This is a genomic window from Nitrospirota bacterium (assembly GCA_040757595.1).
Lineage (GTDB): Bacteria > Nitrospirota > Nitrospiria > Nitrospirales > Nitrospiraceae > JBFLWP01.
This window is the reverse complement of the sequence record JBFLWP010000008.1, coordinates 121,940-143,250: the sequence shown is the minus strand read 5'-3', so window position 1 is coordinate 143,250 and position 21,311 is coordinate 121,940. Positions and strand designations below refer to the sequence as shown.

20 protein-coding genes and 2 tRNA genes are annotated in these 21,311 nt (G+C 64.8%); 13 read left to right on the top strand and 9 right to left on the bottom strand.

What is annotated here, in order from left to right; all coding sequences use genetic code 11:
- Positions 1–46 precede the first annotated feature (46 nt).
- On the bottom strand, positions 47–1,591 hold the full coding sequence (locus AB1411_09420) for a transglutaminase-like domain-containing protein (GenBank protein ID MEW6543816.1): 1,545 nt from the start codon (positions 1,589–1,591) through the stop codon (positions 47–49).
- Positions 1,592–1,686: 95 nt separating this feature from the next.
- Here AB1411_09420 and AB1411_09415 point away from each other — a divergent pair, with 95 nt between their 5' ends.
- Both AB1411_09415 and AB1411_09410 read left to right on the top strand, forming a co-directional pair.
- The gene (locus tag AB1411_09415; GenBank protein MEW6543815.1) at positions 1,687–3,381 is read left to right on the top strand and encodes a glutamine--tRNA ligase/YqeY domain fusion protein; all 1,695 of its coding nucleotides are present in this window, start codon (positions 1,687–1,689) and stop codon (positions 3,379–3,381) included.
- 251 nt (positions 3,382–3,632) lie between these two features.
- Positions 3,633–4,583 (top strand): class I SAM-dependent methyltransferase, encoded by a 951-nt coding sequence (locus AB1411_09410; GenBank protein MEW6543814.1) that lies wholly within the window; start codon positions 3,633–3,635, stop codon positions 4,581–4,583.
- Between the two features lie 434 nt (positions 4,584–5,017).
- On the opposite strand, the gene AB1411_09405 is transcribed toward AB1411_09410, so the two are convergent.
- The 4 genes from AB1411_09405 to AB1411_09390 all read right to left on the bottom strand — a co-directional run bounded on the left by AB1411_09405 (position 5,018) and on the right by AB1411_09390 (position 7,353).
- Positions 5,018–5,091, bottom strand: a tRNA-Gln gene (locus AB1411_09405).
- A gap of 224 nt (positions 5,092–5,315) precedes the next feature.
- A tRNA-Gln gene (locus tag AB1411_09400) sits at positions 5,316–5,389 on the bottom strand.
- A 96-nt stretch (positions 5,390–5,485) separates the two neighbouring features.
- Positions 5,486–6,901: a glutamate--tRNA ligase gene (gltX, locus tag AB1411_09395; protein ID MEW6543813.1), complete on the bottom strand. Its 1,416-nt coding sequence runs from the start codon at positions 6,899–6,901 to the stop codon at positions 5,486–5,488.
- Between the two features lie 35 nt (positions 6,902–6,936).
- Entirely contained in the window at positions 6,937–7,353 is a 417-nt protein-coding gene (locus AB1411_09390; GenBank protein ID MEW6543812.1) for a 2Fe-2S iron-sulfur cluster-binding protein, read from the bottom strand.
- A gap of 209 nt (positions 7,354–7,562) precedes the next feature.
- Between AB1411_09390 and AB1411_09385 the strand changes: the two genes are divergently transcribed.
- From AB1411_09385 to iscX, 7 genes are all read left to right on the top strand, one after another.
- On the top strand, positions 7,563–8,039 hold the full coding sequence (locus tag AB1411_09385; GenBank protein ID MEW6543811.1) for an Rrf2 family transcriptional regulator: 477 nt from the start codon (positions 7,563–7,565) through the stop codon (positions 8,037–8,039).
- Positions 8,036–9,253, top strand: coding sequence for an IscS subfamily cysteine desulfurase (locus AB1411_09380; protein MEW6543810.1), 1,218 nt, complete (start codon positions 8,036–8,038; stop codon positions 9,251–9,253). The genes AB1411_09385 and AB1411_09380 overlap by 4 nt, the downstream gene beginning before the upstream one ends.
- 68 nt (positions 9,254–9,321) lie before the next feature.
- Positions 9,322–9,705 carry a Fe-S cluster assembly scaffold IscU gene (gene iscU / locus AB1411_09375; protein MEW6543809.1) on the top strand — a complete coding sequence of 128 codons (384 nt, stop codon included), beginning with the start codon at positions 9,322–9,324 and terminating at the stop codon, positions 9,703–9,705.
- 10 nt (positions 9,706–9,715) lie between these two features.
- Positions 9,716–10,072, top strand: coding sequence for an iron-sulfur cluster assembly accessory protein (locus AB1411_09370; protein MEW6543808.1), 357 nt, complete (start codon positions 9,716–9,718; stop codon positions 10,070–10,072).
- Between the two features lie 133 nt (positions 10,073–10,205).
- Positions 10,206–10,937 carry a Fe-S protein assembly co-chaperone HscB gene (hscB, locus tag AB1411_09365; protein ID MEW6543807.1) on the top strand — a complete coding sequence of 244 codons (732 nt, stop codon included), beginning with the start codon at positions 10,206–10,208 and terminating at the stop codon, positions 10,935–10,937.
- Positions 10,938–10,963: 26 nt separating this feature from the next.
- The gene (dnaK, locus tag AB1411_09360) at positions 10,964–12,784 is read left to right on the top strand and encodes a molecular chaperone DnaK (protein MEW6543806.1); all 1,821 of its coding nucleotides are present in this window, start codon (positions 10,964–10,966) and stop codon (positions 12,782–12,784) included.
- Positions 12,785–12,878: 94 nt separating this feature from the next.
- Complete coding sequence (iscX, locus tag AB1411_09355) at positions 12,879–13,091, top strand: Fe-S cluster assembly protein IscX (protein MEW6543805.1); 213 nt, start codon at positions 12,879–12,881, stop codon at positions 13,089–13,091.
- Between the two features lie 55 nt (positions 13,092–13,146).
- On the opposite strand, the gene AB1411_09350 is transcribed toward iscX, so the two are convergent.
- A complete protein-coding gene (locus AB1411_09350; GenBank protein ID MEW6543804.1) occupies positions 13,147–15,525 on the bottom strand; it encodes a PBP1A family penicillin-binding protein in 2,379 nt (792 codons plus the stop codon).
- Positions 15,526–15,716: 191 nt separating this feature from the next.
- On the opposite strand from AB1411_09350, the gene typA reads away from it, so the two are divergent.
- The 4 genes from typA (at position 15,717) to AB1411_09330 (ending at position 19,410) form a co-directional block, all read left to right on the top strand.
- Positions 15,717–17,573, top strand: coding sequence for a translational GTPase TypA (typA, locus tag AB1411_09345; protein ID MEW6543803.1), 1,857 nt, complete (start codon positions 15,717–15,719; stop codon positions 17,571–17,573).
- 45 nt (positions 17,574–17,618) lie between these two features.
- Complete coding sequence (locus tag AB1411_09340) at positions 17,619–18,371, top strand: hypothetical protein (protein MEW6543802.1); 753 nt, start codon at positions 17,619–17,621, stop codon at positions 18,369–18,371.
- Positions 18,372–18,522: 151 nt separating this feature from the next.
- The gene (locus AB1411_09335; protein MEW6543801.1) at positions 18,523–18,996 is read left to right on the top strand and encodes a peroxiredoxin; all 474 of its coding nucleotides are present in this window, start codon (positions 18,523–18,525) and stop codon (positions 18,994–18,996) included.
- Positions 18,997–19,056: 60 nt separating this feature from the next.
- Positions 19,057–19,410 carry a thioredoxin family protein gene (locus AB1411_09330; protein ID MEW6543800.1) on the top strand — a complete coding sequence of 118 codons (354 nt, stop codon included), beginning with the start codon at positions 19,057–19,059 and terminating at the stop codon, positions 19,408–19,410.
- Here AB1411_09330 and AB1411_09325 read toward each other — a convergent pair.
- The 3 genes from AB1411_09325 to AB1411_09315 form a co-directional block, all read right to left on the bottom strand.
- Positions 19,407–20,222 carry a 6-carboxytetrahydropterin synthase gene (locus tag AB1411_09325; GenBank protein MEW6543799.1) on the bottom strand — a complete coding sequence of 272 codons (816 nt, stop codon included), beginning with the start codon at positions 20,220–20,222 and terminating at the stop codon, positions 19,407–19,409. The two genes, AB1411_09330 and AB1411_09325, sit on opposite strands and share 4 nt — an antisense overlap.
- Before the next feature lie 85 nt (positions 20,223–20,307).
- Positions 20,308–20,628: an iron-sulfur cluster insertion protein ErpA gene (gene erpA / locus AB1411_09320; GenBank protein ID MEW6543798.1), complete on the bottom strand. Its 321-nt coding sequence runs from the start codon at positions 20,626–20,628 to the stop codon at positions 20,308–20,310.
- Positions 20,629–20,706: 78 nt separating this feature from the next.
- On the bottom strand, positions 20,707–21,309 hold the full coding sequence (locus AB1411_09315; protein MEW6543797.1) for a DUF3501 family protein: 603 nt from the start codon (positions 21,307–21,309) through the stop codon (positions 20,707–20,709).
- Positions 21,310–21,311: the final 2 nt, after the last annotated feature.

Genomic DNA, 21,311 nt, shown 5'->3' with positions numbered 1-21,311 from the left:
CACCCTACTCGATTTCTCGGGAGGAAATCAAGCCGCCTTTCGCCGATCACGATCGCGAATCGGAGAGCGCCTCGATGCGGATCCTTCCGACGAGGTCCACGAGGGGCAGGAGGTCGGCCGGTCGGTCGCCCTCGATCAACTTGATGTGGGTCGCATCCGCCCCGACCTGGCCGAACGTCGGGTCAATCGGCAACCATCGGCCTCCGACGTAGCTCTCGGCCCAGGTATGGTAGAGAAACCCGCCCAATTCGCCCACGTAGACGAGGCCGTTCACCACCTTGGTCGGCACGTCGAGGCTCCGTGCGAAGGCCGCATAGAGCCAGGTCAGCCCCTGACACTCGGCTTTCCGCTTGTCGAAGACCTCGCGCGAGGTGAAGACGTCCGCCGGCTCCTGAGCGACCTGCTCCTGCAGCCAGGCGACCACTCGCCTGACCTGCGCTAGCGGCTCGGTGGCAGGCCCGACGATCTCCCGGGCGGTGCGTTGAATCTCTCGGTCCTGGCTGTCAATGGTCTGGGTCGGCTTGAGATAGGGCTTCAGCTCGTCGAGGGGAACGGGACGGGGCTCGCCGATCGCGGCTGGTTCGACAGCCTGGATGAAACAACGGGCGTTCGGCCCCTCCCGCCGACAGTCCTGCCACTGATCCGACGGGATCGTGAACGCATCGGGCAGGCCTGCCAGATTCACCAACAATCGCCTGACCGCGCGCGGGGCGGGGATCGGCCGGCTCGTCCGAATCAGGCTGAACTCCACCAGCACGTCCCGCTTGTTCAGGCTGGCCTGGGCCAGGTAAGCCTTGGCTTCGGCTTCGCTCTCCAGCGAGGAGATCAGGATTCCGTGCCAGGCCATCTCCAGCACCGGCTCGCCCCGTTCGTTGACCCAGGTCGTGGCCTCCTGCCCGTCCAGCTTCGTAGCGACCCGATAGGCGCGGCCGGAAAAGAGATCACTTTCCTGATAAGCCTCAATCGCCTGCGACACCGCCGCCAGTTGCTGCCGCTGGCCGTCGTAGACCTGATAGCGGTACTCCCGCCCGACGGCCAGCCCCTGCCACGTCGGGTACAAGGCGATCGCGCTGGAGGGATAGATCGGACCGGTCAAGGGGATCGTCTCCGAGGTCATCCGGCCGCCGCTCTCCCGTTCGACCACGAGCTGCCCCTGCTCGACCCGGCCGGTGAGCCTCAGCCGGTTGCCGTCGAGATCATAGTCATGGACGAAGCGATTCAGACGCAGGTCGTCCGTCACCCAATCCTGCGAGGCGAGCGTGACCCGCTTGTCGAAGCCCAGGAAGTGGAAGGCGAGCAGGGCTTCGGCGCGCAGCTCGTACTGATCGCCCCCCGCCGGCTGCAGAGCCAGGTGCGTGAGGCCGATCTTTTCCCCGTTGAAGACGACCCCGGTCCAGTATTCCCGATAGGGCCAGGCCTGGAGGGTGTGCCGGAGAGCTGGCTGGCTTGGCGCCTCGACGTCGCGGAAATACCGGGCGGCGCAGCCGACGAGCAGCGGGAAGACGAGCAGACACAGAACGAGCCTGCCGGCTGATCGGGAACGGCCGGGGAGCATGGGGCCATTATACGGCTTGCCCCCGGGCCCGACCACAGGGCGCGGCCGTTTCTCCTTTGCCCTGGTCTGTGATAGAACAGAGGCCGAGAAGCGCGACGGTCGCGCAGATTGCAGCACATGGAGCCGCAGACATGACCGATCCCGAGCCATCCCCCCCTTCGGATTTCATCCGGGACATCGTCGCCCAGGACCGGAAGGCCGGCAAGCACGGAGGCCGGGTCGTCACCCGCTTCCCCCCGGAGCCGAACGGCTACCTCCACATCGGCCACGCCAAGTCCATGTGCCTGAACTTCGGGATCGCCAGCGAGAATCCCGGCGGCGTCTGTCACCTCCGCTTCGACGATACGAACCCCGAGACGGAAGACCCCGAATACGTCCAAGCCATCCAGGAGGACGTGCGCTGGCTGGGCTTCGACTGGAAAGACAAGATGTTCTACGCCTCGGACTATTTCGAGCCGCTCTTTGAATACGCCGTGAAACTGATCAAGAAGGGCAAGGCCTATGTGGACAGTCTGAGCGCGGACGAGATCCGACGGCACCGAGGCACCCTCACCGAGCCGGGCAAGGACAGCCCCTACCGGACCAGGCCGGTCGAAGACAATCTCGATCTCTTTCAGCGGATGAGGGCCGGGGAATTTCCCGACGGGGCCCATGTCCTGCGGGCCAAGATCGACATGGCCTCCCCGAACATCAATCTGCGCGATCCGGTCCTCTACCGCATCAGGCACGCGACCCATTACCGGACCGGCGACAAGTGGTGCCTCTACCCGTCCTACGACTATGCCCATCCCCTGTCGGACGCGATCGAGGGGATCACCCACTCGATCTGCACGCTGGAGTTCGAAGACCACCGGCCGCTCTACGATTGGGTGATCGAGCAGTGCGAGACGCCGCATCGTCCGCAGCAGATCGAGTTCGCGCGGCTCAATCTCACCAACACGGTCATGAGCAAGCGGCGGCTGCTCGAGCTGGTCGAGAAGAAGCTCGTCACCGGGTGGGACGACCCGCGCCTGCCGACGCTCAAGGGATTGCGGCGGCGGGGCTATACGCCCGAAGCGATCCGCGCCTTCTGCGAGCACATCGGCGTGGCCAAACGGGATGCGACGATCGAGATGGCCCTGCTGGAGCACTTCGTCCGTGAGGACCTCAACAAACGCGCCGCACGCGTGATGGCCGTGCTCCGACCGCTCAAGGTCGTGATTGACAACTATCCGGAAGGACAGGTCGAAGAATTGGAAGCCGTCAACAACCCGGAAGACCCGAACGCCGGCACGCGAAAGGTTCCTTTCTCCCGGATCCTGTACATCGAGCAGGAGGACTTCCGCGAAGCGCCACCGCCCAAGTATTTCCGCCTCGCACCGGGCCGCGAAGTCCGGCTCCGCTACGCCTTCATCGTCAAGTGCGTGGACGTGGTGAAGAACGAACGGGGCGAGGTCGTCGAGCTGCACTGCACCTATGACCCGGAGACCCGCAGCGGCGGCTCCTCCCGACGCAAGGTCAAAAGCACGATCCACTGGGTCTCGGCCGAGCACGCGCTGGACGCGGAGGTGCGACTCTACGAGGCGCTGCTTACAACCGACCTGTCACAAGTTCCGGCGGACCGGGATTGGACCCAGTCCCTCAACCCTCAATCGCTCCAGAGACTGGCCGGCTGCAAAGTGGAGGCGAGCCTGGCCCAGGCCAAGCCGGGCACGCGGGTCCAGTTCGAGCGGCAGGGCTATTTCTGCACGGACCCCGATACGACCAAGGGTGCGCTGGTCTTCAACCGGACCGTCTCCCTCAAGGACCCCTGGGCCAAGATCGAAAAAGCCCGGCAGGAAACCTAGCCCCTCCTCAGCCGGTCGGCGTCCCCCTGGGCACCCGACCGAGTGCCGCGGCCCTCCTTCAGGACCAGCACACCGGACAGGACGTTCTTCCCCGGCTCATGCCTTTTGTCCTTGCAAGAGGGCGTCTAGAGGCGTATTCTGCGCGCGTTGCACTCTGTCAGGTTTTCCCCCAGAAATTCTGATCCGGCGCATTGATACTGCCGGCATCCGTCACGGGCATCTCAGCTTCGAAGAGTCGGAGACTACGTCCTGTGAGCCGGTACGCCAGCAGACTGGAAAGCCTGCAGGACCTGTTTGGCACGGGGGACGTGTGCGTCGAGCCCGATCGTCTCCGTGTGAACGGGCTAGAATACCCGATCGAAGACGAGGTCGTGCTGCTCGACGGGGGGCGTCTCTCTCCCGATGCCGCGGAGATCCAAGCGACGTTCGGCGCCGAATGGAAGTGCTATGACGGCATGCTGCCGGACTACGAGCGGCAGTTCGCCGGATATTTCGATCTGGTTCCGTTCGAAGCTCTGAAACAGGCGAGGGTCTGCGATCTCGGCTGCGGGATGGGCCGCTGGAGCTATCTGCTAAAGAGGCGCTGCCGAGAACTGGTGCTCGTGGACTTCTGCGACGCGATTTTCCAGGCGAGACGGTTGCTGGACGACGCACCGGCCCTGTTCTTCCGCGGCGACATCCGAACGCTCCCCTTCCGGAGGCATTTTGCCGATTTCGCCCTCTGCGTGGGGGTCCTCCACCACCTGCCCGAGGACATGCTGCAGGCGCTTCGCCGGATCGCCCACTATGCTCCCTGGTGGCTCGTCTTCGTCTATTACGCGCTCGACAACCGCCCGCGCTACTTCACGTGGCTCCTCCGCATCGTGAGCCTGATCCGGCTGCGGCTTTCACGGCTCCACTCGCCGAAGGCCCGGGCCGTGCTCGCCGCGGGCCTGGCTGGCGCCGTCTATCTCCCCCTCCGCGCCGCCCGCAACGTGGCCCGACCGTTCGGGCTCGGCCGCTACGTGCCCCTGGCCGACATCTACGAGGAGGCTTCCTGGCCCTTTCTCTGCCATGCCGCCTACGATCGCTTTTTCACGCCGATTGAACAGCGCGTGCGCCGACCGGAGATCTTTTCCCTGCGCGACACGTTCGCCGAGGTCCAGGTTTCCGATCTTCCCCCCTACTGGCACTTCACGCTCCGCCATCCCTCCACCCCATGACCGCGAAGCCGACCCTCCTCGCTTACCCGCTTACAGCCGATGTAGCGATTCCAGAATTCCCGCAACGAATAACCAGCTTGCTTGAGCAGTTTGGCCAGGGTGGGCCGGTCAATTTCCTGACCGGGATGGTCGCGATCGTGATCTGCCGACCGTCCGAATGGCCCCAGACTCGGCGGCTTCCCCCTTCATGGCGATATTCGGACCACCCGCGTTCCCGCAGAAACGCCAGGACGTCCTTCAGCTTCGCCATAGAGAGATCGCGTAGAAGTCATTTCAAAACCCGTGACCGTGCGGTTCGACTTTGCTCACCACAGGCTTCGACAAGCTCGGCATGAACGGCAGAATGCCAATGTTCTCAAGGGACTCCCCGTTCGCCCTGAGCCCGTCGAAGGGTGAACGGCGGGTTTTGAAATGACTCCTAGTTAACAAAGATTTGGCTGGGGGACCAGGATTCGAACCTGGGTAGTCAGATCCAAAGTCTGACGTCCTGCCACTAGACGATCCCCCAGTTTTTCGCTCGTTGAGCGGCAGCGGCCATCGTTCCACCGACGCTCGCTAACCCTTAGTTCGGGCCTTTTCTACTCCGAGCTGGAAAAGGTTGAAGCCCATCATCGTGACGTCGCGCTGCGCGACACCGCTTCCGGCGAGACATTGCCATGACTGGAAGGGAGGGCTGTGGCGCGGCACTGTCCGTCGGTTGACAAACCGGAATCTTCTGTCGCGCCAAAGATTTGGCTGGGGGACTAGGATTCGAACCTAGGTAGTCAGATCCAGAGTCTGACGTCCTGCCACTAGACGATCCCCCAACCGAGCTTGCAGCCTACCGAAACCTCTGTTCCCAGTCAAGGGCGGCCGGCGCAGCGACCGAGGCCCGCTCGCACCTCGTTCGCCAGCCAAGATTGCTACTTGGCTGCTCGGGCCAGCTCGATCCCTTTCCGCAACCGGGCGAGGATCCGCTCCCGTCCCAGGAGATCCATCACTTCAAAGAGTCCCGGGCTGGCCGTGCGGCCGGTGAGCGCCACGCGCACCGGCTGGGCGAGCTGACCCATCTTCAACCCGTCTTCCTCCAGCACGAGCTTGAAGGCCTGCTCCAACGCTGGAGTCGCGAAATCGGCCTTGGCCAGCCGGTTCGTGAGCTTCTCCAGCGACGGGGCGATGGCCGGGGTCAGAAACTTCTGGGCGGCGGCCGCCTCGATTTCGACCTCGTCCCGCAAGTAGGTGCCGGCGGCTGCCGCCATCTCGACCAACGTCTGGGACCGTTCCCGCAGGGCCAGGACGAACCGCTCGCCCCAGCCGGGCGCGGCTTTCTTGACCGCCTCGCCCAGCCCGGCCTGCTCCAGGAACGGCAGGAGCAGCTCGGCGATCCGCTTCGGCTCGTTGCTCTTGAGATACTGGGCGTTGACCCACAGGAGCTTCTCCGGATTGAACACGGCGGCGGATTTCTGGATGGATTCGAGCGAGAACTTCTCGATCAGCTCGGGGATGGTGAAAATCTCCTGGTCTCCGTAGGACCAACCGAGACGCACGAGGTAGTTCACCATCGCCTCGGGCAGGTAGCCCATGTCCCGGTAAGCCAGGATAGAGGTCGCCCCGTGCCGCTTGGAGAGCTTGGCCTTGTCCGAGCCCATGATCATTGCGAGGTGTCCGAAGCGCGGGATCGGAAAACCCAGGGCTTGGAAGATCGGCACCTGCCGGGGCGTGTTGTTCAAGTGGTCGTCGCCCCGGATCACGTGGGTGATGCCCATGAGCGCGTCGTCCACGACGACGGAGAAGTTGTAAGTGGGGTACCCGTTGGAACGGAGGATGATCAGGTCGTCGAGCAGGTCGTTTTCGAAGACCACCGGTCCCTTGATCAGGTCGTCAACGACGGTCCGCCCCTCCTGCGGGGCCTTGAACCGGAGCGCAGCCTCGCCCTGGGGATCCGTGATGTTCTTGGCCCGGCAGCGGCCGTCGTACTTCTGCGGAAGCCCCTTGGCCTGGGCCTCCCTGCGGCGGGCCTCCAGTTCCTCGGCACGGCACACGCACCAGTAGGCCTGCCCCTTCTCGAGCAATGTCAGCGCGTGCCGGCGGTAGAGGTCCATCCGCTCGGTCTGGCGATAGGGCCCCTCGTCCCAGTCCAAGCCGACCCACTTCATCCCTTCGAGGATCACCTGGATGGCCTCGTCGGTCGAGCGGCTCTGGTCCGTGTCTTCGATCCGGAGGATGAACTTGCCCTTCTCGTGCCGGGCGAAAAGCCAGTTGAAGAGGGCGGTCCGGACCCCGCCGATGTGGAGGTAGCCTGTCGGACTGGGGGCGAACCGGACGCGGACTTCAGTCATGGGATGGGCTCACCGTCGCACGCGGGACCGGCCGGTCAATGGCCTTCCTTGACGAGGTTCTTGTTGACGGCAGGAATCTCCACGACCAGGTCCACCGTGCCGTTGGGCACGCACTGACAGCCCAGGCGGGATTGCAAGGTGAGGCCCGGCGCCTCTTCGAGCTGGTCGAACTCGTCGTCCGTCCCCTCGTTGCAGGACTCCAGGCCCTTCTTCACGATCACATGACAGGTGGAGCAGGCGCAGACGCCGCCACAGGCATGTTCCAAATCAATGCCGGCGCCCAGCGCGATGTCCAGCAGGCTGCCCGGCTGTCCGGTCTCCCCATAAGGCACCTTGGCCGGGTCCACCTGCACCTGGACGGTTTGCCGGTCAGGAGTCAGAAAGGTGACGGTAAAAGGTTTGGTTGGGAGCTCGGCTTGTGCTTTCTCGATGTAAGGGTTGGTTCCGCCCATGCTTGTCCTCTCGCCCTCTGGAAGGGCAACGCGAACTCACTCTACCACAGAAGGTTCAGCCGATGCATCCTCAATTTGAATAATACAACATATTGTTTCTATGAGAGATATTGGCTTGTTGACAGGGAAAATCTCAAGATGCTAAAGTGTATCCGACTTTTTTAATCGGAGATAGCTTTGGTCGCAGATAAACTCGTCCGGAGGTTCGCGTGCTGAAACTTTCCAAGAAGGCGGACTACGGGTTGATGGCCTTACAGTACATCGCCTCGGTCCAGTACGGCGACCTCGTCAACGCCCGCGTCGTCAACACCAAGGAGATCGCCGAGGAGTATCACATCCCGGTGGAGCTCCTCGCCAAGGTCCTGCAGACGCTCGCGAAACACGGGCTCATCGAGAGCCACAACGGCCCCAAGGGCGGCTACCTGCTCGCGCGGCGGGCCAACGCCATCACGATCGCGCAGGTGCTGGAAGCCATCGAGGGACCGATCGGCATTACGGATTGTTACCATGACAAGGACGCCTCGGTCTGCGTCCAGCACGAGCACTGCAACATCCGCACGCCCCTCCTCAAGGTCCAGGACAGCATTTATCAGCTTCTCAGCAACATGACCGTCGAAGACATGCTGGGCGGGACGCCGTTGATCACCGTCCAGTCGATCACCCATGCGGGAGGCATCGAGCGATGAAGTTCCCGATTTACCTGGACAACCATTCGACGACCCCGGTGGACCCGCGGGTCCTGGAGACCATGCTGCCTTACTTCACCGAGAAGTTCGGCAACGCGGCCAGCCGGAACCACGCCTTCGGGTGGGAGGCGGAGGAGGCCGTCGAGCGCGCACGGAAGCAGATCGCCCGGCTCATCCACGCCGACCCCAAGGAGCTGGTGTTCACGAGCGGGGCGACCGAGTCCGACAACCTGGCGCTCAAGGGCGTCGTCGAGATGTACCACGAGAAAGGCGACCATATCATCACGTGCCAGACCGAGCACCGCGCCGTGATCGACACGGCCAAGGCGCTGGAGTCCAAGCGGGGCGTGAAGGTCACCTATCTCCCCGTGGACAAGCACGGGATGGTCAACCCGGACGACGTCCGGAACGCGATCACGGACAAGACGGTTCTGATCTCGATCATGCTCGCGAACAACGAGATCGGCACGATCAACCCGGTGAAGGAGATCGGCAAGATCGCCAAGGAGAAGGGCGTCCTGTTCCACTGCGACGCGACCCAGGGGGTCGGCAAGATTCCCGTGGACGTGCAGGAGATGGGGATTGACCTCATGTCCTTCACCGCCCACAAGATCTACGGGCCCAAGGGCGTGGGGGCCCTCTACGTCCGCAAGAAGGGCCCGCGCGTGCGGCTCGTCCCCCAGATGGACGGCGGCGGCCACGAGCGCGGGATGCGGTCCGGCACCCTGGCCGTGCCCCTGATCGTGGGCTTCGGGAAGGCCTGCGAGCTGTGCGAGCAGGAGATGGCCGCCGAATCGGTCCGGCTGACGGCCCTGCGGGACCGGCTGCAGGCGGCGATCACGAAGGAGCTTGACGAGGTGTACCTGAACGGCCACCCGACGCAGCGGCTGCCGCACAACCTGAACCTGTCGTTCGCCTATGTCGAGGGCGAATCCTTGCTGATGGGCGTGAAGGAGATCGCGCTCTCCTCCGGCTCGGCTTGCACCTCGGCGACGCTGGAGCCGTCCTACGTGCTGCGGGCGCTGGGGGTGGGCTCCGAGCTCGCCCACTCCTCGATCCGGTTCGGCCTGGGCCGGTTCAGCACGCAGGAAGAGGTGGACTACACGGCCAAGCGGATCATCGAGGTCGTCACGCGGCTGCGGGAGATGTCGCCCCTGTACGAGATGGCCAAGGAAGGGATCGACCTCAAGTCGGTCCAGTGGACCGTGCATTGACCAGGTGAAGCGCGGCTCGCGGGCAACGGACGACGCTTCACAGGCGACGGGGAACGAGGGAGGAAGTCATGGCATACAGCGACAAGGTCGTGGACCATTTCAACAACCCGCGGAACATGGGGAGCCTTCCCAAGGACGATAAAGACGTTGGGACCGGCATCGTCGGTGCGCCGGAGTGCGGCGACGTCATGAAGCTGCAGATCAAGGTGCAGGACGACCGGATCGTGGACGCGAAGTTCAAGACCTTCGGGTGCGGCTCCGCGATCGCCAGCTCCAGCCTGGCCACCGAATGGCTGAAGGGCAGGACGGTCGAGGAGGCCCAGAAGATCAAGAACACCGACATCGTGCAGGAGTTGAACCTGCCGCCGGTCAAGATCCATTGCTCGGTGCTGGCCGAGGATGCGATCAAGGCGGCGCTGGCGGATTACAAGAAGAAGACGGACTTGAAGTGAGGGAACGACGATGGACGCGACGAAGACCGAGACCAACGCGCCGGTGATCACGCTGAGCGAGGCGGCGCTCAAGGAAGTGAAGCGCCTGATGAACATCCAGGGCGTCACGGAGGGCGGCCTCCGGGTGGGCGTCAAGGGCGGCGGATGCTCGGGGCTGAGCTACACGATCAACTTCGACGACAGGATCGGCCAGCACGACACCGTCTACGAATTCGACGGCGTCAAGATCATCGTGGACGCCAAGAGCGCCATCTACCTGCAGGGCACCCAGCTCGATTTCCACAAGGACCTGATGGGCGGAGCGTTCAAGTTCGTGAACCCCAACGCTCAAAAGACCTGCGGCTGCGGCGAGTCCTTCTCGGCCTGACCCGCCGCCCGTTCCCTCCCTTCGTGACCAATGTCCCCTTATACCTCTCCCCTCCCCCCTTTCGGGGGAGGGGTTGGGTGGGGTGAGGCCGAGAACTGAGAGCTGAATGCTGATAGCGATCATCTGAGCGACCATGAGCGACGTCTCCAAAACCCGGCCCAGACGCACCGAGCTCCAGATGGCCCGGAGCATGTGCTGGCACTGTCAGTCCGAGGTCACCGGGGAATATTTCTGCGAGCAGTGCGTGAAGGTCCAGCCCCTCTCCAAGGAGCTCGATTACTTCACCTGCCTGGGCCTGCCCCGGCTGCTCACCATCGATCCGGCGGCCCTGGAGGCCAAATTCTACCAGCTCAGCCGGTCGTTCCACCCCGACTTCTTCCAGACCAAGACGGAGACCGAACAGGCCATCAGTCTGGAGAACTCCGCCCTGCTGAACACGGCCTACCGGACCTTGAAGGACCCGATCCAGCGGGCCGAATACCTCCTGCGGCTGGAAGCCGGCTCGGCCAAGGACATCCGGAACTCGCCGCCCGCCGACCTGTTCGAGGAGATCCTGGCCCTCCAGGAGGACCTGGAGACCTATCGCTCCGGAACGGTTGCGCTGGATCAGGCCGGGACGGAGCGGCTGCGGGCCAGGCTGGCCGGGGAGCGCGAGGCGTTGGAGCGGCGGCAGCGGGAGATGGAGGCCCGGCTCTTCGAGCTGTTCACCGTCTGGGATTCCCTCCAGCTCCGGCAGCGGCAGACCGGAGCGACCCAGCCGCTGCAGGCCGAGAAGGAGACCGCGCTCAAGGAGATGCGGGAGCTCCTCTCGAACCGGACTTACCTGCGGAACATCGTCAACGATCTCGTCGCGACGACCGCCTGATCCGCCCGGATAGAGCTCGCAACCCCATGGCACGCATCGTCGGCATTGATCTCGGCACGACCAACTCCCTGATCGCCTACATGGACGGGCAGACGCCCCGCGTCATCCCCGGGCGAAACGGCCGGACCATGGTCCCGTCCGTCGTCGCCATGACCGACAACGGGCTCATCGTCGGGGACCCGGCCAAGGAGCACCTCGTCCGCAACCCCGAACGGACGATCTACTCGGTCAAGCGGTTCATGGGCAAGAGCCTGGGAGACGTGGCCGAGGAGCTCAAGTACTTCCCGTATCGCCTGCAGGAACAGGGCGGGGTCATCCGCATCCAGATCGGCGGGAAATCCTACTCTCCGCCCCAGATCTCGGCCATGATCCTGAAGGAGCTCAAGAACCGGGCCGAGGAGCACCTGGGCGAGGAGATCCGAAAGGCCGTCATCACGGTCCCCGCCTACTTCAACGACAGCCAGCGGCAGGCGACGAAGGACGCCGGGCTGATCGCCGGGCTGGAGGTCCTTCGCATCGTCAACGAGCCCACCGCCGCCTCGCTCGCCTACGGCCTGCAGAAGCGCACCCAGGGGGTCATCGCCGTCTACGACTTGGGCGGGGGCACGTTCGACATCTCGATCCTGAAGCTCAAGGACGGGATCTTCGAGGTCCTGGCCACCAACGGCAACACCCATCTGGGGGGCGACGACTTCGACCGGCGGGTGGCAGACCTGTTCCTCACGGAGGTCCGGGTGAAGCACGGCCTGGATCTGGAAAAGCATCCCGACCACATGCAGGCCCTCCGGCTGGAGGCGGAGCGAACCAAGATCCGGCTCTCGGACGAGCAGAAGACGACGGCGGTGGTCGACTTACCGGAGCCGAACGGAACGTTCAGACGGGAGATCACGAGGGAGCAGCTCGAGGCCCTGACGATGGACCTCGTCGAACAGACGCTCGGCCCCTGCCGGCTCGCTCTGAAGGACGCGGGTCTCCAGCCGTCGGAAATCGACGAGGTCGTGCTGGTCGGGGGCTCGACCCGCATGCCCCTGGTCCGGCGCCGCGTTGAGGATCTGTTCGGCAGGGTGCCGCACAGCGAGCTGAATCCGGACGAGGTCGTGGCGCTCGGCGCAGCCGTGCAGGCCGACATCCTGAGCGGCGGGACCCAGGACATGCTGCTGCTGGACGTGACGCCGCTCTCCCTGGGCATCGAGACGATGGGCGGCGTCATGAGCACGCTGATCCGCCGGAACACGACGATCCCCGCCGCGGCCAAGGAGATGTTCACGACCTACGTGGACGGACAGACCTCCGTGGACATCCACGTGCTCCAGGGGGAGCGCGAGCTGGCCAGGGACAACCGCAGCCTGGCCCGGTTCCAGTTCAAGGTGCCGCCGCTCCCGGCCGGCGTCCCGCGGATCGAGGTCATGTTCCTGATCGACGCCAACGGCATTCTGAACGTGACCGCCAAGGACGTGCGGACCGGCCAGACCCAGTCCATCGAGGTCAAGCCGTCTTACGGCCTGTCGGAGGAGGAAGTGGAGCGGATGATCGGCGAATCCTTCAAGTTCGCCGACGACGACCTGAAGGCCCGCCAGCTCATCGAGGCCCGGACCGAGGGGGAGGCGATTCTGCGGGCCACGGAGAAGGCCTTGAAGCTCGGCGGCCGCCTGATCGGCCCCGAGGAGGCCGCCTCCATCCAGACGTCGCTCGCGGCCCTGAGGACCGCCATGGCCGGCGAGGATCACCGGGCCATCCGGGCGTCCATCGCCGACGTGGAGAAGGCGACGCACCACCTGGCGGAAGTGCTGATGGACACGACGTTGAAGGAAGCGCTGGAGAACAAGAGGCTCTCGGAACTGCCGTAGACAAGGAGCGAATGGCCAATGGCTTATGGCCGATGGCTTCAGAAACCGACCATCAGCTATATGCCATACGCCATAGGCTCTTGGGGAGTTGCCAATGGATCTGAAATGGCAGGATGCAGAGGAGATCGCCATCCGGCTGCTGGAGGCGCACCCGGACACGGACCCGCTGACCGTGCGCTTCACCGACATGCACGCGTGGATCACGTCGCTGCCGGAGTTCAGGGACGACCCCAAAAAGTCGAACGAGAAGATCCTGGAAGCGATCCAGATGGCCTGGCACGAGGAGTACCAGGACGCGAAGGGCTGAAAACAAGAGCGAACAGCCTGGAGCTCATGGCAAGAACCGTCCGCTGGACGCTCCCCTACCGCGGGGCTGCAGCCGCCGCTCCCTCTCCGAGCTGATCCAGCTTGTAGAAATCCGCCGGATCGATCCGCTGGGGCGGGGTCTCGGTCGGCTCCGTCCCCCTGGCAAAGATCTCGACCGTCCCCTGGTCGCTTTGCTGGTCCTGCGCCAGGAGACCCGTCGCCGGGTCCACCTTCACGAACACGATTTCTTCGGGAATTTCGAAGGTCGCGTCCTGGATCAGAGGAAGCACCTGCTTCACGAACTCGATCCAGATCGGCAGGGCTGCGTGCGCGCCCGATTCGGTCTCACCCAGGGGCCGGATGTCGTCGAATCCGACCCAGACGCCGACGACCAGGTTCGGCGTGAACCCGAGGAACCAGGCGTCCGTATAGTCGTTGGTCGTGCCGGTCTTGCCCGCGAGGGGCCGCTCGATGGACTTGGCCGCCACCGCGGTGCCCTTCTGGATCACGTCCTCCATCATGTTCGTGATCAGGTAGGCCGTCTCCCGGGAGATGACCTGCCGGGGCTCGAACAGCTGCTGCTCCAGCACCACCCCGTCCTTATCCTCGACCCGGGCCACCGCGTAGGGCTCCAGCCTGAGACCCTGGTTGGCGAAGACGCCGTAGGCGGAAGTCAGCTCGAGCAGGGTCACGCTCGAGGAGCCCAAGGCCAGCGACAGGTCCCGGTTGAGCGGGCTGGCGATGCCGACCGTCCTGGCGAACTCGATGACGTTCCCGACGCCGACCCGCTCGAGGAGTCGGACGGTGGCCAGGTTGCGCGAGTGGATGAGGGCTTCGCGCAGGCTGATCGTCCCGTAGAAGCGCTTCTCGTAATTCTCCGGCTTCCAGGTCTTTTCCGGGTCCTCGTTCTCGTAGACGACCGGCGCGTCCAGCACGACCGTGGCCGGGCTCAGGCCCTGGTCCATGGCCGTCGCGTAGATGATGGGCTTGAACGCGGAACCAGGCTGCCGGTGCGCGATCACCGCCCGGTTGTACTCGCTGCGCGCGAAGTCGTACCCCCCGACCATCGCCCGGATGGCGCCGGTCCGCGGATCGAGGGCGAGCAGCCCTCCCTCCACGGTCGGCGTCTGCTCCAGCCGGAACCGCACCCCGTCCCGCTCGATCTTCTTGACCGCCACTTCGATCACGTCGCCGGGCTTGACCAACTGCTTGACGTTGGCGACGACCGTGAAGTCCTTGGACGGGTCCCTCCCCCGCAGCCGCCGCTTGGCCCAGGCCATGTCGTCGAAGGACAGGCTGCCCAGGGTCGTGCCCGCCAGCACCTGCACGTGATCCTTGGCGATCTTGGTGACCACCCCCTGCAGGAAATCGCCTTCCTTGAGCGAGGGTGGCGGCGTGGTAGTCGCCTGGGGGAGCAGGCCCGTGAAGTCCTGCTTGCCGATCGGGCCCCGCCACCCCTGCCGCTTGTCGATCTGGCGCAGCCCGTCCCGGACGGCCTGTTCGGCGGCCTTCTGCATCTCCACGTTGAGCGTGGTGTACAAGGCCAGCCCGCCCTTGTAGACCATCTCCTCGCCGTACTGGGCCACCACGTGCTGGCGGACGTACTCGATGAAGTAGGCCGCAATCGGCTCGGTCACCGTCCGGCGGAAGGACAGGGTCTGGGCCGCGGCCTCCTGCCGCTCTTCCGGCGTGATGAATCCGGCTTCCTCCATCCGGGCCAACACGTGCTCCTGGCGCCGCTTGGCCCGCTCCGGATTTTTGAGCGGCGAGTAGTTGTTCGGGGACTTGGGCAGCCCGGCCAGCAGGGCGGACTCCGCCAGGCTCAGTTCGGCCAGCTCCTTCCCGAAGTAGGTCTGCGCCGCAGCCGCCACCCCGTAGGCGCCCTGGCCGAAATAGATCTGGTTCAGGTACATCTCGAGGATCTGTTCCTTGGTCAGGACCAGCTCGATCTTGTAGGCCAGGATCAGCTCTTTGATCTTCCTGGCGTAGGTGCGCTCCGGCGTCAGGAAGAGGGATCGGGCCAGCTGCTGGGTGATCGTGCTGGCGCCTTCCACTCGCCCGCCCCGCCGCAGGTTGGTCACGACCGCCCGGAGGATCCCGACGACGTCGAGGCCGGGATGCTCGAAGAACCGCGCATCCTCCACCGCGATGACGGCATGGACCAGGTTCGGCGGCACGTCGTCGAGCGGGGTCAGGATGCGCCGCTCGACGTAGTACTGCCCGATGACCTGGCGGTCGTCCGAGTAGACCCGGCTCACGAGGCTCGGCTGGTAGCTCTGCAGGGCATCCAGCGGAGGAATGTCCCGGGAGGCATACCACACCGCCAGGGCGACGCCGCCGGCCAGAAACCCGCCCGTGGCCAGCAGGAGCAAGAGCAGGATCTTCCACCGGCGACGCGCAGACGAGCGCCTTCTGGGCAGGTCATCGAGCAACATGGCGCCTGGACTCCAACCCGGAGAACTCCACGAGGATGCGAAGGCGGGCAATGGTGTACCATACAATGCCATCCCCGAAAACTCAAGCTCGCCCGGATCCGGCGCCTTGTCTTTTCGCGGCCCGATCGCGTATACTGTCGGTCAGACGCCGCGAGCCGGCGTCTTTTTTTTGCCGAGGGTGGACCCCCTTCATGGACCAGCGAACAGCGGCTCCCGGCCGGCGGGACGACATCCGGAACATCGCGATCATCGCCCACGTGGACCACGGCAAGACCACGCTCGTGGACGCGCTGCTGCGGCAGACCCACGCCCATCGGAAGATCGACGAGATGGGCGAGCGGATTCTGGATTCCATGGACCAGGAGCGCGAGCGGGGCATCACGATCCGCGCCAAGAACGCCAGCGTCACGTACCGGGGCGTGAAGATCAACATCGTGGACACGCCGGGACACGCGGACTTCGGCGGCGAGGTCGAGCGGACCCTCAAGATGGTGGACGGAGTCCTCCTGCTGGTGGACGCCAAGGAGGGGCCCATGCCCCAGACCACGTTCGTGCTGCGCAAGGCGCTGGGGCTGGGCCACCGGGCCATCGTGGTCATCAACAAGATCGACCGGCCGGACGCGGTGGTGGACGACGTCCTCAACCGCACGTTCGACCTGTTCGTCCACCTGGGCGCGACGAACGAGCAACTGGACTTTCCGATCGTCTACACCTCCGCGATCAACGGCACGGCGACCCTGGACGTGAACAAGCCCGGCGCGGACATCGCGCCGCTGCTGGACACGATCCTCGAGCAGATCCCCGCGCCGACGATCCGGGCCGACGCGCCCCTCCAGATCCTGGTCCTGGCCCTGGCCTACGACTCCTACAAAGGCAAGATGGGGATCGGCAAGATCCAGTCCGGCTCGATCGCGCGGCGCCAGAGCGTCGTGCAGATCAGGCGGGACGGCGCCCTCCTGGCTGGCAAGGTGACGGACCTGGCGGCCTTCTCCGGTCTGGAGCGGGCGGAGGTGGAGCGGGCCGAGGCCGGCGAGATCGTGGCCGTGGCGGGCCTGCCGGAGATCGGGATCGGGGAGACCATCGCGGACCCGGAACATCCGGTCGCTCTGCCGCCCGTCGCGATCGACGAGCCGACCGTCCAGATGACTTTTTCGGTCAACAACAGCCCCTTCGCCGGCCGTGAGGGGAAATTCCTGACTTCCCGCCACCTGCGGGAGCGGCTCTTCAAGGAGCTGGAAACGAACGTGTCCCTGCGCGTGCAGGAGACCGACAGCCCGGACCGGTTCCTGGTGGCCGGCCGGGGGGAGCTGCACCTCTCCGTGCTGATCGAGCAGATGCGGCGCGAAGGCTACGAATTGCAGGTCTCGCAGCCGGAGGTCATCCTGCACGAGGAAAACGGCACCCTGATGGAGCCTTACGAGGAGCTGACCATCGACGTGCCGGCCGAGTATCAGGGGGCCGTCATTGAGGAGGTGGGGGCTCGGCGGGGCGAGTTGCGTCACATGAAGCTGATCCACTCGGACGGAGGGGCCAGCGAGATGCACCTCGAATACCACATTCCGACCCGCGGCGTGATCGGCCTCAAGAACGTGCTCGCCACCAAGACCCGGGGAACCGCCATCCTGCACCACGTCTTCCAGCGCTATGAGGCGGCCGACCAGCGGGCCCTGGCCGTGTCGCCGCACGGCTCGCTCGTCGCGTTCGAGGACGGAACCAGCAACGCCTACGGCCTCTACATGATTCAGGAGCGGGGCAGCCTCTTCATCGGACCGGGCGTGGAGGTCTATCAAGGCATGGTGGTCGGCGAGAACAGCCGGGCGGAGGATCTCGACGTGAACGTCTGCAAGACCAAGCATCTGACCAACATGCGCGCCTCCGGCTCCGACGAGGCGCTGGTCTTGACCCCGCCCCGCCAGATGACCCTGGAGTTCGCCCTCGAATACCTCGGGTCCGACGAGCTGGTGGAGGTGACGCCCCAGAGCCTCAGGATTCGCAAGCGTCTCCTCAATCCGGAAGACCGGCGTAAGGCGCGCAAGGACCGTCGGTAACCCGCACCTCCCGCTCCGTTCCGGCCCCGGTCCGGCTCTGAGCCCATGAAGATCCGCCGCAAGCTGCCCAAGCCGCCACGCTCTTCTCGTCCCGCTTACGTCATCGGCTACCGGGGCGAGCCTCCTTCCCTGACCGATCTTCAGTGCTGGTTCAACCTCGAGTACGGGGGACCGCTCACGTTCAAGGCAGGAGCCGAGGCCATGAACGACCCCGTCGCCCCGGTCCTGGCGACGCACGGTCCCTGGACCGCGACGCTCCGCCGTTCGCTCCCGACCGCCGAGGCCGAGGTCTGGAAGGATCGGCTGGGGTGGGGACACACCATGATCGGGCTGGTCCTGCCCGCGACCGGCGGAGCGGCCGATCTCGTCCTGCACGCAGCCAGGCTGGCGCGCGGGCTATCCCTGCTGACCGAGGGGACCGCCTACGATCCGGCAACGCAGGCCTATTGGAATCCTTCCGACTGGCGGGACCGGCCGCTCGAGCGGTTCGTCACCGGCGATCATGTCTCCGTTGAACAGGCGGATCGCTTCGAGGCCGGGCGGGACCGGTATTGCACGAAGGGGCTGACCAAGTTCGGGCTGGACGAACTGGAAACATTCCGGCCCGTCGGCCTCCCAAGCCAGCCGACCCTGGACCGGCTCGCCGATCTGGCGGACGAGATCGTCAGGAGCCGTCCCCAGTTGAAGGTTGGGGCCTCCCTGACCTTTCCGCTTCTCGGGGTGACCGTTCAGATCGTGCGGCACGGAACTCGCCCTTCTCCCGAGGGGCCGATCGCCCATCGGGAAGTCTCTTGGTGACCGTCACAACCATTGGATTTTACAGGCCGAAAGTGTGTTGGCCGTAGGTCTTTTGGGCAATTGACAAACTTTCAAACGCCGTGCTACCACACAAGCTCCGATTCGGCTTTCAGACGACCAATCCCAACCCTCATCTCTAAGGAGGTTACACATGGCCGGTGACGTGGCACCAGAGATAAAGGTCGGAGATTCCGCCCCCGACTTCACCCTGAAGGACCAGGACCAGAAGGACGTGAAGCTGAGCGAGTACCTCGGGAAGAAGAACGTCGTCCTCGCGTTCTACCCTCTGGACTGGAGCCCGGTCTGCACGGGGGAGAACAAGTGCTTGACCGACGACATGCCCAACTTCCAGTCCGCGAACGCGGAGATCTTCGGCATCAGCACCGACAGCTTCTTCTCCCACAAAGCCTGGGCCGATTCGCTCGGCCTCAAGCACCGCCTGCTGGCCGACATGCACCGCACCGTGTCCAAGGCCTACGGCCTCTACTTCGAGCCCCTGAACTGCGCGAAGCGCGCCACTGTGATCGTGGACAAGAGCGGCAAGGTGGCCTACGTGAAGGTGCAGGAGATCAAGACCGCCCGCGACGACAAGGAGATCTTGGCGGTCCTGAAGAATCTCGGCTGACCGAATCTCGGGGGAGGCTCCGCCGGGACCTCCCCCACACCTGCCCGTCGAGGGAATCCGGTGAGCGGCACGGTGGAAGACGTCCACGACGCCAACTACGAGGAGTTCACGCAGGCTTCCGCGGCGGTCGTGGCCTACGGGATCGCCTCCTGCGAACCCTGCAACGCCTACGACCCAATCCTGGAGGAAACCGCGTCGCGCTTCGCTCAAGTGCGGATCGGCAAGGCCAAGATGCACGTCCCCGGCCGGTGCCGCGAGATCAAGAAGCGGCACCAGTTCGAGACCTACCCGACGACCCACCTGTTTTCGAAGGGAACATTGCTGGTCAGCCGCGAAGGGAAGCTCGACGCGGATGAACTCGCGGCGCTCATCAACGACCACCTGCTCAGGGGGTGGGCAGGCTCGCCCGGCTAGCCGGCATACTCGAAATACGTATCCCTGGTCTCGGCCAAGCCGACCTTCTCCAGCCGGCCGGCCGGGAGCGCTTTCACCAGAAGATCCCAGACCAACCGTACGAGGTTCTCGCCCGTCGCCGCGCGATCGGCCAGATCCGGGTCCTGGTTGAGGTCCCGGTGGTCGAACCGCCGGACGACCCGATCCTGCACCGCGGCGTCGAGGGCGCGGAGGTCCGTGACCATGCCGGTTTCCGGATGGATCTTGCCGCAGACGGTCACGTGCAGCACGTAGTTGTGGCCGTGCCCCTCGTCGGTCAGACACGATCCGAACAGCCGCTGGCTGTCCGCCCCCGACAGTTTGGGGGAAGCCAGCCGGTGGGCCGCGGAAAAATGGTATCGGCGGGTCAGCGAGGCCTCCGGGCCCGGCCCCGTGACCTCCGCACAGAGGTCGTCGTCCTCGAACAGCCTGACCTTCACGAGACGCCCGATTTCCGCACGAGCGGCCAGGAGATTCCAGAGGACCAGGGCCAGGTTTTCGGTCGTCGGGATGGAGCGGGTGAAGTAGGGCGTGTCGAGGTTCAGGTGCTTGTGATCGAACGCCTCCAGGACCTGTTTGAGCACCCGCTTGAGATCGTAGAGATTGACCACCATGCCGGTCCGTCCGTCCACCTCCCCGCCCACGGTGACTTCCAACAGGTAGTTGTGGCCGTGCCCCGGTTCGTTGTTGCAGGCCCCGAACACGGCCCGGTTGCGGGCGGCATCCCAGGCCTCGTTGTGGTACCGGTGCGCCGCCGCAAATTCGATCCGCTTGGTCAGCAGAACCTGGGCCATCCCGTGTCCGCTCCTGACACAAAGGCCGGGATCGTCGGCCCCGACGAGGGGACGATCCCGGCCCTTGCGCTTAAAACCAAAAAACTCAGGCGCTGAAGGAGCTGCCGCAGCCGCAGGTGGTCTTGGCCTGCGGATTCTTGACCGAGAACCCGGAGCCTTGCAAGCTGTCCACGTAGTCCACTTCCGCGCCTTGGAGCAGCGGAGCGCTCTGCGAGTCCAGGAGCACCTTCACGCCCCCCTGCTCGATGACCGTGTCGTCGTCGCCCATCTTGTCTTCGAACGACATCCCGTACTGATAGCCGTGGCAGCCGCCGCCCCGCACATAGATCCGCAGACCGAGGACGTCCTTCTCTTCCTTCATCAATTCCTTGATCTTCTCTTCGGCCTTGGCCGTGATGGTGATCATCGCCCTCTCTCCCTGGTTCCCGTGAACGGACGGTTTCCGAACGCGCAAGTGAAACTATAAGGCCGGTCAGGGGGGAAGTCAACCGGGCCGGGACAAGGCCGCCCCTGCCAGCCCCAAATCCTGCAGCCATTCCTGCCGCATGGCCTCAGGAACCGGCGCCCGAGCCCGATAATTGGGGTGGGCGACGACGACCGACAGGGGGCCGCCGCGGCGCCTCAACTCGCCGAGAAACTCCCCGGTCGGACGAAAGCGGACGAAATGGACGGCGCTGATCTTGTCCTCCTTGCTGTGCCCGCCCTCAAAGCCCCCGAAGATCCGGTGGGGACCGGCTTCGAGCGCGACCTTCTCCCCGCGATCGAGACCCTGAAACGCGTCCATCTCCTCCTTGATCCGCTCGGATTCTGTGATCTCGATGAAGAGCGTCGCGCTCAGCTCCCCCTCGCCGGGGAGCTGGGCGTTGTACACGTCCAGCTCGTCCTGGACCTTCGCGTCGTCGACGATCCGCTCCGTCCGGATCATCTCCTGGATCTGGAACTGGATCGTCTCGCGGTTTTCGAACAGGAGCGTGATCTTCTCGCCCACCGAGATGCGCCGCCGCCGCTTGAGCGCGATGATCCGCTGGCGGAACGAATCGCGCACCCGTTCGTACTCCGCGTAGGGGATCAGATCATCCTTGGTCAAGG

Excerpts from the sequence above, each read along its gene's own strand:
- iscX (MEW6543805.1), top strand. The coding sequence starts at position 12,879 with ATGGATCTGAAATGGCAGGATGCAGAGGAGATCGCCATCCGGCTGCTG.
- AB1411_09390 (MEW6543812.1), bottom strand. The coding sequence starts at position 7,353 with ATGGGCGGAACCAACCCTTACATCGAGAAAGCACAAGCCGAGCTCCCA.
- AB1411_09415 (MEW6543815.1), top strand. The coding sequence starts at position 1,687 with ATGACCGATCCCGAGCCATCCCCCCCTTCGGATTTCATCCGGGACATC.
- hscB (MEW6543807.1), top strand. The coding sequence starts at position 10,206 with ATGAGCGACGTCTCCAAAACCCGGCCCAGACGCACCGAGCTCCAGATG.
- dnaK (MEW6543806.1), top strand. The coding sequence starts at position 10,964 with ATGGCACGCATCGTCGGCATTGATCTCGGCACGACCAACTCCCTGATC.
- AB1411_09370 (MEW6543808.1), top strand. The coding sequence starts at position 9,716 with ATGGACGCGACGAAGACCGAGACCAACGCGCCGGTGATCACGCTGAGC.
- AB1411_09340 (MEW6543802.1), top strand. The coding sequence starts at position 17,619 with ATGAAGATCCGCCGCAAGCTGCCCAAGCCGCCACGCTCTTCTCGTCCC.
- gltX (MEW6543813.1), bottom strand. The coding sequence starts at position 6,901 with ATGACTGAAGTCCGCGTCCGGTTCGCCCCCAGTCCGACAGGCTACCTC.
- AB1411_09335 (MEW6543801.1), top strand. The coding sequence starts at position 18,523 with ATGGCCGGTGACGTGGCACCAGAGATAAAGGTCGGAGATTCCGCCCCC.
- AB1411_09380 (MEW6543810.1), top strand. The coding sequence starts at position 8,036 with ATGAAGTTCCCGATTTACCTGGACAACCATTCGACGACCCCGGTGGAC.
- typA (MEW6543803.1), top strand. The coding sequence starts at position 15,717 with ATGGACCAGCGAACAGCGGCTCCCGGCCGGCGGGACGACATCCGGAAC.
- iscU (MEW6543809.1), top strand. The coding sequence starts at position 9,322 with ATGGCATACAGCGACAAGGTCGTGGACCATTTCAACAACCCGCGGAAC.
- AB1411_09350 (MEW6543804.1), bottom strand. The coding sequence starts at position 15,525 with ATGTTGCTCGATGACCTGCCCAGAAGGCGCTCGTCTGCGCGTCGCCGG.
- erpA (MEW6543798.1), bottom strand. The coding sequence starts at position 20,628 with ATGATCACCATCACGGCCAAGGCCGAAGAGAAGATCAAGGAATTGATG.
- AB1411_09325 (MEW6543799.1), bottom strand. The coding sequence starts at position 20,222 with ATGGCCCAGGTTCTGCTGACCAAGCGGATCGAATTTGCGGCGGCGCAC.